The organism is Enterobacter cloacae complex sp. ESBL7 (assembly GCF_041679625.1).
In the GTDB taxonomy this organism is placed as follows: Bacteria; Pseudomonadota; Gammaproteobacteria; order Enterobacterales; family Enterobacteriaceae; genus Enterobacter; species Enterobacter asburiae_B.
Window position 1 is genome coordinate 858423 of sequence record NZ_JBGORN010000001.1, and the last position, 14179, is coordinate 872601.

The 14179-nt window shown below is 48.5% G+C and carries 11 protein-coding genes; 4 read left to right on the top strand and 7 right to left on the bottom strand.

Features of this window, described 5'->3' with window-relative positions; translation table 11 throughout:
• The first annotated feature begins 422 nt into the window (after positions 1 to 422).
• Positions 423 to 1625 carry a tyrosine-type recombinase/integrase gene (locus tag ACERY3_RS04115; RefSeq protein ID WP_373225089.1) on the top strand — a complete coding sequence of 401 codons (1203 nt, stop codon included), beginning with the start codon at positions 423 to 425 and terminating at the stop codon, positions 1623 to 1625.
• A 146-nt stretch (positions 1626 to 1771) separates the two neighbouring features.
• Here ACERY3_RS04115 and ACERY3_RS04120 read toward each other — a convergent pair whose 3' ends face one another.
• Positions 1772 to 3019: a hypothetical protein gene (locus tag ACERY3_RS04120; protein WP_373225090.1), complete on the bottom strand. Its 1248-nt coding sequence runs from the start codon at positions 3017 to 3019 to the stop codon at positions 1772 to 1774.
• A 161-nt stretch (positions 3020 to 3180) separates the two neighbouring features.
• Between ACERY3_RS04120 and ACERY3_RS04125 the strand changes: the two genes are divergently transcribed.
• From ACERY3_RS04125 to ACERY3_RS04135, 3 genes are all read left to right on the top strand, one after another.
• A complete protein-coding gene (locus ACERY3_RS04125) occupies positions 3181 to 3399 on the top strand; it encodes an AlpA family phage regulatory protein (RefSeq protein ID WP_373225091.1) in 219 nt (72 codons plus the stop codon).
• A 495-nt stretch (positions 3400 to 3894) separates the two neighbouring features.
• On the top strand, positions 3895 to 4851 hold the full coding sequence (gene parM / locus ACERY3_RS04130) for a plasmid segregation protein ParM domain-containing protein (RefSeq protein WP_373225092.1): 957 nt from the start codon (positions 3895 to 3897) through the stop codon (positions 4849 to 4851).
• A 5-nt stretch (positions 4852 to 4856) separates the two neighbouring features.
• On the top strand, positions 4857 to 5222 hold the full coding sequence (locus ACERY3_RS04135) for a plasmid partitioning/stability family protein (protein ID WP_373225093.1): 366 nt from the start codon (positions 4857 to 4859) through the stop codon (positions 5220 to 5222).
• A 137-nt stretch (positions 5223 to 5359) separates the two neighbouring features.
• Here ACERY3_RS04135 and ACERY3_RS04140 read toward each other — a convergent pair whose 3' ends face one another.
• The 6 genes from ACERY3_RS04140 to avs1a all read right to left on the bottom strand — a co-directional run bounded on the left by ACERY3_RS04140 (position 5360) and on the right by avs1a (position 14049).
• Positions 5360 to 5728, bottom strand: coding sequence for a YidB family protein (locus ACERY3_RS04140; RefSeq protein ID WP_373225095.1), 369 nt, complete (start codon positions 5726 to 5728; stop codon positions 5360 to 5362).
• Between the two features lie 13 nt (positions 5729 to 5741).
• Positions 5742 to 6185 (bottom strand): DUF3761 domain-containing protein, encoded by a 444-nt coding sequence (locus ACERY3_RS04145; RefSeq protein WP_373225096.1) that lies wholly within the window; start codon positions 6183 to 6185, stop codon positions 5742 to 5744.
• A gap of 89 nt (positions 6186 to 6274) precedes the next feature.
• Positions 6275 to 6637 (bottom strand): YcgJ family protein, encoded by a 363-nt coding sequence (locus tag ACERY3_RS04150; protein WP_373225097.1) that lies wholly within the window; start codon positions 6635 to 6637, stop codon positions 6275 to 6277.
• A gap of 136 nt (positions 6638 to 6773) precedes the next feature.
• On the bottom strand, positions 6774 to 7091 hold the full coding sequence (gene avs1c / locus ACERY3_RS04155; protein ID WP_332628317.1) for an AVAST type 1 anti-phage system protein Avs1c: 318 nt from the start codon (positions 7089 to 7091) through the stop codon (positions 6774 to 6776).
• Positions 7088 to 12904: an AVAST type 1 anti-phage system protease Avs1b gene (gene avs1b, locus ACERY3_RS04160; protein ID WP_373225098.1), complete on the bottom strand. Its 5817-nt coding sequence runs from the start codon at positions 12902 to 12904 to the stop codon at positions 7088 to 7090. Before avs1b ends, avs1c begins: the two co-directional genes overlap by 4 nt.
• Positions 12889 to 14049 carry an AVAST type 1 anti-phage system MBL fold metallo-hydrolase Avs1a gene (gene avs1a, locus ACERY3_RS04165; RefSeq protein WP_373225099.1) on the bottom strand — a complete coding sequence of 387 codons (1161 nt, stop codon included), beginning with the start codon at positions 14047 to 14049 and terminating at the stop codon, positions 12889 to 12891. Before avs1a ends, avs1b begins: the two co-directional genes overlap by 16 nt.
• Positions 14050 to 14179 lie beyond the last annotated feature (130 nt).

Below are 14179 nucleotides of genomic sequence, written 5' to 3' on the forward strand. Positions count from 1 at the left end.
CGAGCTCTTCTTTAAATATGGCGGTGAGGGGGGGATTGACTCGCTTCGCTCGCCCTGCGGGCAGACTGTTCGCTACGCTCTCAGTCTGTCCAACTGGCTGTCACCAGTTGTCGAACCCCGGTCGGGGGATTCTCATCCCCCCGCAGGCGTGCAACATGCGAAAAAAAAGCCCGCATTTTCATGCGAGCTCTTCTTTAAATATGGCGGTGAGGGGGACCGCTAAATATGAATACAAAGAGGTTCAACCTAATCCTGTAACCTAATAAAATTCATCGTTTATTCTTATTACCTGTCCGATTAAAACCAATATAACCCTGACGAAACACACTACAGATGGCATACTGAATGGCATACCAGAAATGTGCAAGAATTTTTAATGGCATACTGGATGGCATACCAGAAACCGCAGGATTTTCCTTTTTATGGCACTATTGACTGACACTAAAGCCAGGCACATTAAGCCTGATGACAGACCTTTGCCTCATGGCGGGATTACGGGACTTACACTTCATCCTTCATCAGCAAAGGGGAGGGGAAAGTGGGTTTTACGCTATGTAAGTCCTGTTACCCAAAAAAGGCGAAATGCCGGGCTGGGGACTTATCCCGAAATCGGCATTGCGGAAGCAGCACGTATGGCACAGGCCATGCGCGAACAACTGGCGACTGGTGATGATCCGCTTGAGTTGAAAAAAGCCGAAGCTGAGAAGGTTGTTATTCCGACATTTGAAGCAGCAGCGCGTCAGGTTCACGCTGAACTCTCGCCGGGATGGAAAAACCAGAAACACATAAAGCAATGGCTATCAACACTGGAGCAGTATGCGTTTCCATCGCTGGGAACTAAACCGCTCGACCGTATCACGCCTGCTGATGTGGCAGAAACATTGCGCCCTGTTTGGCTTACTCTGGCCGAAACAGCCAGTCGTGTAAAACAGCGAATCCATGCGGTAATGCAATGGGGATGGGCTCACGGGCACTGTGTTGCCAATCCTGTTGATGTTGTTGACCATTTACTGCCGGTACAGGCGGGTATTAATGTACGAACTGAGCACCAACCGGCGATGCCCTGGCGAAATGTACCGCTTTACGTGGCGACGAAAGTCTACAGTGACGAGCGCTATAACGTGACCCGTGCGTTGTTGCTGATTGTGATCCTTACCGGGGCGAGGTCAGGAGAAGCCCGTGGTATGCGCTGGCAGGAAGTTGATTTGGACAAGCGAATATGGATTGTTCCACCGGAAAGAATGAAGGCGGGGATTCAGCATCGTGTTCCATTATCTTTGCAGGCTGTCGCTGTGCTTGAAAAAATGCAGGGTTTGCACGATGAGCTGGTTTTCCCGTCACCACGAAAACAAATTGTATTGTCTGATATGGTGATGACCACTTTCCTGCGTAAAACGGGGGCTGTCAGCGATACGCCAGGACGACTCGCAACCGCTCATGGATTTCGTTCCAGTTTCAGAGACTGGTGCAGTGAGCAGGGGATATCACGGGATGTGGCCGAACGGGCACTGGCACATACGCTGAAAAACAAAGTAGAGGCTGCGTACCATCGTACTGATTTACTGGAACAGCGTATTCCGGTGATGCAGGCTTGGGCTGATTACGTGTTTTCGGCAGTGAAGTAAACTTATTCTGCGCCTTTCGGGGCGCTTTTCTTTTTTGGGCTTAACTGTTGATTGGGACAGAACTACGGGTACTACCTGTTCACCATAACCACCATGCAAATCCAGCCAGGGTTATATGAACAGGTAGGTTTATTAATAAGTCCAGGTTACTCTCCCGCTTCAAACTTCAGTGCCATTTCGTAATAGCTGTTATCATTAAGGTACCAGGGGATCATACATGACTGATTCATTAGAAGATCTCGATAATATCGAATTTTAGAGTAACTATCTTTTTTTATCACTTTATGCCGCAAATACAAACTTCTTGCTGATACTATAAAATTATAATCTTCAAGTTTTGATTTGACTTTATCTGAAATTGTATTTTTATTATTCATCTCGTAATAAATCGCTACCCCAGGCTCTTCCCAACGTCTGACCTCAATATCAAATGCACCCAGCGTCCCCAGCCAGCTTCCCTGCGTACCACCAAACATTCGTTTATGAAAATAAAATCGGCTCATGTTTTTAAGAAGCTTTTCGCCGTTCGTTGCCGAAACATGATCTTTACATTTAAACATCGCAAAGGAATTAGGATTTCCCTCCAGCATCCAGAAATCAACAATCCTTTTGTAGTAATCGGCAATATTCTTTCGTTCTGGACGAGGCATCCGGGAGTCAAGAGCAGGGAGAGCAATTGTGCTATTCTCCTTGAGAGAAATCATTACTGCCAGTGATCTTTGCAGCATTTTAAACTCAAACAGCAAACCCGCGCGGATGAACAACAGGGATAATTCCGGATCAGACTCCTTAACAGGCGGTTCATTCTTGCGTGAACCTTCGCCCCATGAGCATTTTCCACCTGAAATAATCTTGCGACTCACCAGTTCCCGATAAAAACCGAGAGGTGCGTCAGGATATTCCAGCGCATAGCAGCATTCAGTTAATCGGTATCTGATTGGATACGGCATGGTTGATAATGCTAACACTTTATCATTCATCAACTCTTCCGTTGCCTCAAGAAGGAATTCTCTGTCCACACCATTTTCGCGGGCAATATTGCAAAGCATGGCAATACTGAAATTTCGGGCGTGTTCAGCAAATTGCTCATGCTTCACCCTGTTATAAGGCGTACCGCCAGAATCAGACACTTTATGGTGCTCATCCATATTAGAAAAATAGTTGCTGTCAACAGACAAATAAATTTCAAGAATACCCAGCAGGTAATGCCGGGATATCTCAGCCTGCTTTCCGTCCATCCCAGCCGTCTGAAGTATCCCGTTGATTCTGCCCAGAATGCGGGGATACCACTCTGCAATAGGTTTTCCGCATATCGGGCTCATGACAACCTGACTGAAGTGAAGACTGTCGATGGCATCAAACGCTGCTTTCTTGAGTGGTGATATGGCTGGCATAAAGTCAATGTCAAAAAAAGTAAGTTGAAAATGCCAATTTTAGACACTATTCGACCTCATTACAATCCATCGCATGCCAGCCAGTCGGCTCAGGTGGTGAATAACAGAGTTCCGTTATTCAGAAGATAACTTAAATTTTTATAGTGAAATGAGGTAGAAAGATGATCCCCCATACCACGACCATGAAGATCCTGCGCATGCGTGCACTTACTGCCAAACTCGGTATCGCCCGTTCAACCATTTATGACTGGCTCAATCCGAAGTCGCCACGCTATGATGCTAGTTTTCCAAAACAGCGGCGACTGGGGCAACAATCTGTAGGGTGGCTGGAAGCAGAACTGGATCAATGGCTGCTGGAACGTGAAACGCCAAACATTTGAACACATTGTACCTGACTGGCTGGCATATTACTCCTGCCCGGGAAATAAATGCTGAAATATAGTCGGGGATGAACATTAATCCAGCCAGTCACGTATAAGTCGAGGTTGTTATTTTATTCAAGGGAGAGCAATAAATCTATTGAAGCGCGATTTTTAAAAGCACTTATTTAATTTAAAAAGCATCTCAGGAATATATTACCTGATTGAATGCCATCACCTTACTTCTAAAAAGGAAATTAACTAATGTGCCTGACTAATAACCAACATGTTCAGTTATTACCAGTTTCTACTGTTAATAAAGTTTATTCTAACAAACCAGATAAACCGATTTCTCATATTTGTCTTACTTGAAACGCTACTTTATCTCATTGAGCGCTGGCTGGCACTGATTCATCTCACTTTGCTCTCAATTTTAACGCAATAACAGCTCTTCATGCGTCCGGCAACGCCGGACGGCGCAATATAAACTCACATTTGACTCAACTATGGTGCAATATGCGCATTTATATCGACGATGGTTCTACCCATATCAAAATGCTGTGGGAGCAGCACGGCAGGACCTTCACCCACCTCAGCCCTAACAGCTTCAAACGCGGGTGGTCAGCCACGTTTGGCAGCGGTAAGCCGTTCAACTACATCGCAGGCAAAGAGAAATATTCATTTGACCTTATTTCCCCCGATTCCCTGACCACCAGCAATATCGAATGGCAGTACAGCCCGCTCAACGCGGTGGCAGTCCAGCATGCGCTGCTGACCAGTGGGCTTACGCCGCAGTGCGTGGATATCGTGGTGACGCTGCCGCTGGCGGAGTTCTACGACGAAGACGCTCAGTACCGGCTTGATAACATTGAGCGCAAGAAACAGAATCTGTTGCAACCGGTAGCGCTGAATAACGGTCACGTCTTTACCATCACCCGCGTTACTGTGCGCCCGGAGTCCATTCCCGCCGGGATTGCGCTGTGCGATCAGCTATCGGCTTCCAACTCTGTGCTGATTGTAGATCTCGGCGGAACGACGCTGGATATCTCGCAGGTGGCGGGCCAGATGTCTTCTGTCTCACAAATTTACGGAGATCCGGCTCTCGGCGTGTCCCTGGTGACCGACGAGGTGCAGCAGGCATTGCGTAAAACCGGTATGGCGATGTCCTGCTACAACGTGGACAGGTTGATTATCAAACGTTTCGACGATACGTACCTCGCGAACAATATCAACGATCCACGTGCTGTCGGTTCCATAAAGCAGGCAATCCACACTGGTATCTCGCGTTATCGTGCACGGGTACTGGAAGCCATAGATCGTTTCAAAGGCTATACCCACGTCGCGGTGGTTGGCGGGGGAGCCTGTCTGCTGGCTGATGAAATTCGTACTCACGTCAATCTGCGTGAAGATCGTTTCTATGTGGCGCAAGATCCGCAGTTCGCGCTGGTACATGGTTTGCAAGCTATTGGTTAACAGAGGTGGTAATGAACCGAAGAAAAGTACTGATTTACCTTCGGCCTGAAACGCATGCCAGCGAACGTTTTGCGGATGCCCGGATTGAGGCACACCATCGCGGTGATCGCGGTGAGTTATCACGAACGGCATTACTGGCTGGTATAGCGCTGGGCGAGATTGACAGCAGGTTGCCGTCTGTACTGGCCGCGCTGCTGGCTGATAACACCAGCCCGGAAACACTGCGTACCATGCTGTCGTCGTTTCTGAACATTCAGCTGGGTTCTGCTCCATCTGTAACGGTGACGACTACAGAACCACGGCCAGTGGTAACGGAGAAACCCATCAGTAGTGTTTCAGCGAAGAATTTGGCGGTTGCTCTGCCAGAATGATTTTTTCTTGATGTTATATCATTACGTCACCAAAAATAAAAAACTGGACGCTCAGCCTTCATGGCCGGGCGTCCTTTTCACGTTACATTTTTTATTTACTTCGATCTGTCGTCACCCTGCATAAAGAAAGAGAAAAATCACTTCATGCGCTCACGAAGAATCGACAGCGCCGTATCAAGCATATTGCCACCGCCCAGTTGGTGCGCTTCAGGTGACAAATGCTGCAACACAGCAGGCAGATGGGCACTAATCCAGCCAGTCGCTTCACCCTGAGAAATCCCCATATGCTGCGCTAACGAAGACAACTCATCAGCGCTAAACAAGCTACTGATATGCTCAGGGGTAAGATTTTCAGCCGTTAGCCCATTTTCCTCCAGCGTCTTAAAGCGGGCCAGCAGCGCCGGAAATCCGCCCTCATCTTGTACCCACGACAGGAAGGCCATCAGATTTGGATGTACATCCGTTCCCTGGAAAAAACGGCCCAGGATGTTATTCAGAATACCCATACTACCTCCCCAGTTATTCGGCCAGCCATTGCGCCACGCCACCATGGCGCGAACAGGAGCCACTGTGCTGCTTGCTGTGACTGAAAGAACCGTCTTTACATCTCGCTGTAGCATCTGACTCAATCGCATTTGGCACTACTGCGGATGTTGGTGCCGACTTTGGTTCTTTCTCAGAAACTGGAGCTGACTTTTGGTCGGGGACTGGCAGCGTATTCTCTTTTTTCACGAACCGACCGTTTTTATCCCGCACAGCCGCCGGAGCCGTATCCGTTGACTGAGGTATGGTTTCGTCTGTCTTTGGTTTACGGGGGCGTGGAACCTTCTTTGGCGCAGGACCATCTGTAATCTGTTGGACATCAATCGTAGATTGTGCATCTTTCTTTGCCGGGGATGCAGCCATCGTCCCGGCGCTCAGAATGAAACTGCAGACAAGAAGCGTAACAGGTAATATGCGCATAGCTAAGTTTCTCCGTTATACGAAATGGACAGATAATCCTTAGCAACGGGAGATGCTCTCTGGCAAAAAATACACTGAGTTTTAAGGTGTTATTTTCCTTCAGGCGCTTTACCAAATATCTGCTGCGTCAGTGTGTTTTCTTTTTTGTCTGGTGTTCGTGGATAAAAGCGATCTTTATAACACTGCCGATCCTTAGAATCACAATGCCCCCCGTTACTGAACGTATATTCGCTCAAATCGACGCTGACACCATCACCGAATGCCTTCTGCAGGTTATCCTCTGCGGTTTTCCCTAGATACAACGCCGTCAGACCCATCGCAATCCCCAGGTTATCAACGCAATACCCGGCTTTTTTATCACACACAACGCCGCTCGCCGGAGAGTAAATATCCGCAGCCAGTGCTGTTGTTGACATACCCAGTAATACAGCCATCACCAGTAATTTTTTCACAATTCATCTTTTATTAACAAAAAGTTGCACACCCGAATGAGCTGTTTCGGCACGCCACCAAGGAAGATCGGGCAGCGGCTGTTGGCGTTCAGCCATGGCATCGTATGGGCGATGGCTGAGCTAAAGGACATCTGATTTAAGTGTCGGGGCCATCACTGATGTCAGGAAATAATATATGAGTATTAACCTCATGTTCATTCTGGTCCGTTAAATCAAAATGTGGATAATTTTCCTTGTTGTAGTGGAAGTCATAAAGTGAATTCATTGAAAGTCGGGTCATGGTGTCAATATTTGCAAGGTCAATTCTGCCATTAGGAAGAAAGACGATCTCTTCTCTGTGTCGATCGCCAGGTATACCCTTATATTGGCCTGAACGGATAGCATTCAACAGATGAAAACAGCGAGCTTCGAACTCTTCCCGCGTTTCTGGTGTATCCATTGAGTTGAATATCATGAACGTCTCCTTTGAGCGTACGAAAACATACTTTGCAGTTCCCCGTCTATTGTCACAGACCAGGCCAGACCCAGTCCCGGCGGCAAAGTTACATTTCTTTTCATGATTAACAAGCTACCTCTGCTGATGGGCTCTCCCCATCGGTTTTTGCTGAGCGAGCGCCCGCTGCGCCACTGCCTTCTGATAAAGTCTGAGGGAACGGTATGCGTCATTTGCATAAACTTCTTCGAGACCACGGCTGGGGTTGCCCCTCCTGACAATAGCGGCTGGAGGGAAACACGCTGACAAGTCAGGTGTGCATCCAGCACTCGATCTGCATCGGGTACTAGGGTCGCATTAAACCTGCCTTCTTCTCCGGCTCGGCGATGCTCATGTCCATCATAGGCCGTTGTCAGTACAGCTGAAATTTCGACCAGATGTGCCGGGCCTCCGCCGGGCAGCTCAATCTCATCCAGATAATGCAGAAAAAATCCTTCCTCGGTTCCTGAAACTTGCTTGAAATTTTGCTTTACGATGGACCGGACAATCCGTGCGGTTTGATTACAGATCTCACGAGTGAGAACACGCTCCTGTGAAGCTGGGTTCCAGACGCGCAGTAAAGGCTCAACACCTTTCAGGTCAGGGCAACTAGCTGCCTCATGCAAAATCTGATTTAACGAAAAGCGCACCATCGCCTCCCAACGGTGCGGAGAAGGTGTGTTGCGCACGGAAAAACCCCTTGCAAGAAGTCGTTCCAGCTCAAATGCTACGTTGATATCTGTCAGTCCGCTCTGCTGTAAAATGCGCTCTTCAAGGAGTACGGTTAAAGCCCTGACGTCTATTTTTTGTTCTTCCATAACGGCAAGCACATGCGCCACCGGTTGCGCCCAGGCAGAGAGAGGGCTAGGTGGTTCTTCAGTGCGAGAAACAAGCGAGCGAGAACGGGTTCGCGAATAGGCGGCGATTTCATTTTTAACATCCACGCCAGCTCTGCTGGCGATACGCTCAAAAAGGCAAATCTGGCTGAGCGTGGTGGTGTCTGCCAACCATTCAAACAGGCTGCGTTGTGAAGCTATACAATCCCAGACACGCGTCGGATATTTAGCAGACATCCGGTCAGTCAGCGCCATAAGTGCCTCAATCCGGACGGCTGAGCCTGATGTCAGTGCCTCTGCCACACACTGACGCAATATCAGTCCATCACCTGAAGCCAGCCATTGCATGGCCTCCAGCGCGCGCTCTCGCCGGCATTTTAGTGGATGCTCCAGCATCCACATCAGGAAGTTCAGTGTTTCTTCACCGGCATCTGAATTGTCCGGCTCATCAAGAAAGGCAAATTGCCCGGCCGAATTGTCATTAGACCCCAACAGATAGCGATTATGCTCAAGTACACGTTGAGCGACAGCTCGTGCTTCCAGTGGTGAAAAATAACTGGCTGCTGCTTCAAGAAGGTGGCTGGCAATTTTCCAAGATGGAGCGTAGCGCTCATGCTCTACGAGGGGAGCATAGGCCCTTAAGACCTCTCCTGCACTGGATGCACTGGCAAGAATATGTGCATTCGTCACGTCCGACAAATGGTGATTTCTGCCCCACACTGACCAGTCACCTTCCTGAATGAGGCGCAGACTCTCCACCGCTATCTGACTTGCCCGCAACGTATTTTTGCGTGCGGCTGCTTTATTAGCCTCTTTGATACGGGCATCAGCTGCTCTGATAGCAGCCTGCTTGCCGAAGAGTCCGGGTTGAAGAGCTACATCCTCCCGGAGTTCAGAAGAAGCGCCTTGCCCATTCTCATCATCAATTGCGGGGGAGTGAAAGCTTTCAGGGTTGGCATCCTCTGGCAATATCTCAATAAGTGCCGTAAACAACGGCTTGTGTTCTTCTGAAAGCTGGCCTAAAAAACTACGGATAAAATCATGTTGCTCAGAGAAAGAAACGTCGCCGTTAAAAACAATAAACAGTCTTCTAACGGCCTCGCTGAGATCTTTATCATCTGGCGTGAATTCATTGATCATTTCTGCGAAAGGCTCAGCAAGATTGCCTGTGCAGCCAAAGCTATATATTTCAAGAAGTGCCCACCTTAGGCGCCAGTCGACCCTGTTTCGCAACTTACTTACAATGAGCTCAACAGCATAGGTTTCATCGAGCGCACCGCCTGGGAATCGCATGCTTTTTAATGGAAGGGGACTATCTGCCGCGGGCTGACTGAGTTGATGTAGCATTTCGCTATGGGTACCACAGGACTGTTGACGGTAATAGGTAAAGCACTGTGCGTATCGGCCCCTACGGATAAGCTCTCCGATAAGCCGGGATTTATCGTGTCTCACATAGCGTCTGAAGGTCATTTCACCCGAAGCCTTTTCGAGGTAGCCTGCAACCTGAGACAACGTTGTGTCTGTCTCAGTGCTATGCGGCAATACCTGCAATATATTCGTCAGCAGGGTAAACTGATCTTCTTTATACCAAGCGGGTCCCATTGAAACACTCAGCATCTCAGTGTAAGTCTGATGGGCCAGTTGTGGTGCATCCAGCCTAACATAAGCCGGGATGATTTCTAATAATTCAGGAACCAGCTCTTGTCTGTTTTCAGTATAGGCTGAAACAAAGGCATGTAAGATTTCCAGAAGTTCGAACGCAGTGTCAGCCTGATCGGGAAACCGATTTTCATTAAGAAGAGCATGAATGATCGTTTTCATCACCCGCCTGAAACCCTCTGAATAAATCCCACATTGCTCAGGTGCTCTGTTAATTATGAAATCCGTAAACAAGTTTACACTTTCAGGCCAGCATGCGCCGAACATGCTAATCAACTCCTCATAAATTACGGGAAGCGTGTGCTCCGGCAGAGCCCAGGCGTCATTCCAGCCGGTACGCTCCTCAAGCGAAGAGGATAGCGCAGGTAGGAGGGTGGTCTGTACAAACGCTAAAAGTTGTTGTGTTCTTTCATGATCGTTGTCCACAACCGCGCGTTGTGCTTGCCCGCTGCACCAGAATACTGCTTCGGTTAAACTTTTCAGCCAGCTATGGCACTCCTGCTGCGCAGGAGTAATGTCCGGGCATGGTAGTGCGGGGTTGAGGTAGGCAACGGTTAGCAAAAATTGCCCCTGCTCGACTATTGAAGTGCTGTCAGTCTGCGCTTCATTTTTTTCGATTAGCACGATTTCCGGAAGCGCATCCAGTGAGAAAACTTCCGCAATTTTTATAACTAGGCCGGAAGGTGCATTGAAGAAAATGAGGCTCGTTATCGCACTGAAACGTATTCTGTCTGTAAACGAAACATCAGCATGAAGGAGCTCTTTGAGATCTTCCCAGACTGGCAGCAGAGCTTGCTGGGGCATGGGCAGTCTGTACCGAATAATCATGTCATGTGCACGCATTAATGCGCTGAGCATCAGGTCAAGAATATTTTTCGGTACTTCGCCAAATCGATCCTTAACGCTCTTCAGTGACACTGACCGATCATTAAAGGCGATGTTTACCGCTTCCATTTCTGCCTGCAGCGGCACGAACGCACGTTCATAAACGGGATTATGTTGTGCCGCTTTATCAATATTTTTACTAAGGGTCTGTACTGCTTGGTAAAGGTATTCTACTACAGAGCGTGTACGCCCTCTACCGTCGATGACTCCTGCTATAAGTTCAGCACGCACCCAAGCCAGATTAAGGCCGGTAAATTGAGACAAGTTAAGTTCATGGTTTTCAAATGTGAGATCGACCAATGATTTCACTTTTTCAAGTAGCTTCAGAGCATGTTGATGATAGCCATGATCCGTCAGGATATGCGCGCTGTCGATTGCATCTGCCAGATCCAAGACTAGGTGACCTGAGGGCATAAACTGTTCTAAAGCTTCATCGGGCTTCCCTAATGCAGCTAGTGCCAGCCCCGAATAAAAAGCAGACTGCAGAAAAAGAAAATGGTGTCTGAAGGTGATTCTTTGCAATAACAGCAACAGGCGAATTGATTCAACGGCATCTGCACGATGGAGCGCGTTGATGAGCGCATGTCGGACGTCATGTACAAGAAGGTCAGGCCTTGCTCCGTTATTGACGCAGGCATCCGCCCATTCCTGAGTGCAGGTCATTGCTGCTTCAGAGTGCCTATCCTGTGAACTTAAAAGCAGGTGATAGATACGATTAATCAGTCCGTAGGGCTGAACACTGTTAAGACAAAAATCGGCCAAGCGTCCGTGTAGCAATGTGTCAATTGCGCCGGTTTTAATGTTAATAAATTCAGCAAAGGATTGATGGCATAACTCTGAGGATGCCGGATCAGGCAGCAGATGCCTTATACGATCAAGGGTTGGCAGAAACGCGGTTTGTTCTGTTTCTGACAGAGCAGGAAGCAGGGATACCATCTCGACACCCCAGCGCAGACGAGAAAGTAGCCCCAGCAGGTTCACGGCAGAGTCGTCTTTAATCAGTTCCTGCCAGAGTCTTTCGTAGTAAGTTTCGATACTGCCACTGAAAACAGGGAAAGTGTTCAGGGAGGTCTCGTCAGGATTTGCTTTAAGGTACTCAAGAATATAACGGAGATAGAGGGGATGGCCCTGAGCCCTGTCACACACCCGCAGCAGTAACGACATAGAAGGGGACATGTCTTTCAGCGCGAGGGCTGAAAGTTGCAACACTTCCTGGTGGCTTAGCAGCGTCAGACTGATACAGTCCTGAGGAGTGAGCCAGTGGCGAAATGCAATACCGGCTGCTGATAATGAGGGCGCAGTAAAAACCAGTTTAATGTGTTCAGGAAGCGTAACAGGTAGTAGCGCAGTAAATGGCGCAACCATTGCCTGCCCCAGCCCACTTGCTTCATTGATAGCATCAATAAAAATGACACCGTATTTGCCCCTCTGTTTCCAGTAGTCTGACAGGGTAGCTAGAAGCTCAGAGACTTTATACGTTAGGTTGACTTTTTCTGTTTCTTCCCGGCGAGCAGGCCTGCCGGAAATGATTATCGCGACCCGATCGGCGAGCCAGTCCGCAAAGACTTCGGGTAAAACTTTAAATGCCGCGCCGGCACCATCCTCAGGTGTAAATTCATACACTCCCACACTGGCGAGCTTTTCATTTAGGGGCTGGTAGTGCCGGCAAAACGTTGTTTTCCCAACACCCGGGCTGCCTTCCAGAAGAACAGCGCGCCCGGTGCTTCCGAGGATAAAGGTTTCAAAGTTTTCAAGAAATTCGGTGCGATCAAGCATCGTTTCCCGGGACTTTATGAGTACGGAACCCTCAACAATGTTTTCGGGTATCAGGCCGTTTCTGAGAAGGATCCCGCTTAGCGTATCTAGACTCACTGCACCGAGCCCGCCGTCCATCCGGATACGTACCATGGCAATCATTTTATTCCCGGATAAAACGGCTGCCCCTGATACGCCGTCGTATTGTTCCAGACGACAGTCGGCATTGACCGATAAATCCATATCTATGCCGTGTATAATGCCGGGAAAATACTGACTGATTGCACCGTACAGATAATGTGGAGCGCCAAGGCGTGATGCCGGATAGCCAAAACTCTTCCAGAGACTGCCTTCTCGCTCCTGCACGATGCTTAATGCAACCGGCGCAATATTGACAGGCTCAGAGAGTGTTAGCAGGCATACATCGCATGAATAATCTGTGTCAGATATTGTTGCTCTGATGCTGATAACTGGTTCAGTACCGGTAAATGTCACGGTTACAGGGGCACCAGGCTTATCTGACACAACACAATGCGCAGCAGTTAGCACTTTATTCGATGCAATCAACGTTCCTGAACCTGTGGAACCTTCGCATTCAATCTGTACCGTTGCGAATCTGATTTCGTTTTCGGTGGCGGCATATTTCACAGCGTTATCCAATCCGTTGCTCCTTCAATCACCCTGAATGGTGCGCCGTTTGCTGAAACATACGTTTTCATGAAAGCAGATGCGCGGGTGGCATAGTTAAAAAATAATGTTCGTGTAAACGTCGCGTGTCTGTCCACAACTGCCTTCAGCACCGCCAGGTCAGGATGCCTAGCATGTTTTTTTCCGTCAGTTGAGATCAGATACATTGGTGCATCAATGAGGCTCAACAGCTCAGGGCTGGTGTTTCTTATACTACCATGATGCGAGATTTTAATGATGTCGAAATACTGAGGACCACCGTTGGCTTTGAGTGAGGTCACCACCTCTTCAGCCCATGCGTCTCCCAGCATCAGCATTCGCTTGTTGCTAAGTGTCAGGCTAAAGGCAATGGAGCTGCCATTGGTTGGCGAAGTGTCGGGTAAATAATCCCTCTGAAGCAGAGGGATTTTAGCGCTTATCATATGAGGAGGAGGTGGCGGCGAAGCATCCTCTTTGCAAAGGAACTCAAATGCATCATCAAATGCCCCGTTTGCGGAATACTGGCCAGAAAAACCCAGTGATACCAGTTTACGGCGCCACCACAAACAGAGTGCAGAGAGCCGTTCCTCTGAGGGGCTCAGGATCTGAAAACTGTTTTCGTTTAACGGCGGGACAGCTGGCCTTAAGGAGCAAATCTTTTGAAATCCAGTTCCTTCATTCCAGTGATAGCCGCCGGCCAGCAATGTGGCTGCGAGCGAACTTCCTTGGCGAGCGCTAATTTCAGTGGGTCTGCCTGACTTTGCAGCGAGGTGATATTGCCGTTTTAAAAAATCCGTGATTTTGCAGTTTTCTGCATCTGATGCATTTTCATGAGACGTTGTCATCGCCCTGAGACTATTGTGCCATACCGCATCAACCGGTATAACAGACGGATGTGACGCTTGGCCATTGTCGATAAAAAAGTCAATGAGACCGCCGATGTGATCAGCGTCAATATGCGTTGCCATGACTAGGCGTAACCGGTACCCGTTAAGACTCAATGCTCTGAGATCAGGCAGGATGTATTGCTTGTAGGTTTCTGCATAGCCGCCGTCGATGAAAAATCCGCATTTTTCCTGATGACAGATAATGAGCAAAGCATCCCCATCCCTTGCGGGATACATTTTTATCGCAACCAATGAATTGTCCCTGCACAGTACCGATGATTAAAAGATAGAATACAGCATTTTGGTCACGTTAGGTGTTGTCTGCCATGAACACATGGCCTGGCGTTCTTTTTCGTTATTTTTTCTTTTAGTGCGCTAAAAC

Coding starts and splice junctions, on each gene's coding strand:
- avs1c (WP_332628317.1), bottom strand. CDS start 7,091: ATGATATTCAACTCAATGGATACACCAGAAACGCGGGAAGAGTTCGAA.
- ACERY3_RS04115 (WP_373225089.1), top strand. CDS start 423: ATGGCACTATTGACTGACACTAAAGCCAGGCACATTAAGCCTGATGAC.
- ACERY3_RS04120 (WP_373225090.1), bottom strand. CDS start 3,019: ATGCCAGCCATATCACCACTCAAGAAAGCAGCGTTTGATGCCATCGAC.
- parM (WP_373225092.1), top strand. CDS start 3,895: ATGCGCATTTATATCGACGATGGTTCTACCCATATCAAAATGCTGTGG.
- ACERY3_RS04125 (WP_373225091.1), top strand. CDS start 3,181: ATGATCCCCCATACCACGACCATGAAGATCCTGCGCATGCGTGCACTT.
- ACERY3_RS04145 (WP_373225096.1), bottom strand. CDS start 6,185: ATGCGCATATTACCTGTTACGCTTCTTGTCTGCAGTTTCATTCTGAGC.
- ACERY3_RS04140 (WP_373225095.1), bottom strand. CDS start 5,728: ATGGGTATTCTGAATAACATCCTGGGCCGTTTTTTCCAGGGAACGGAT.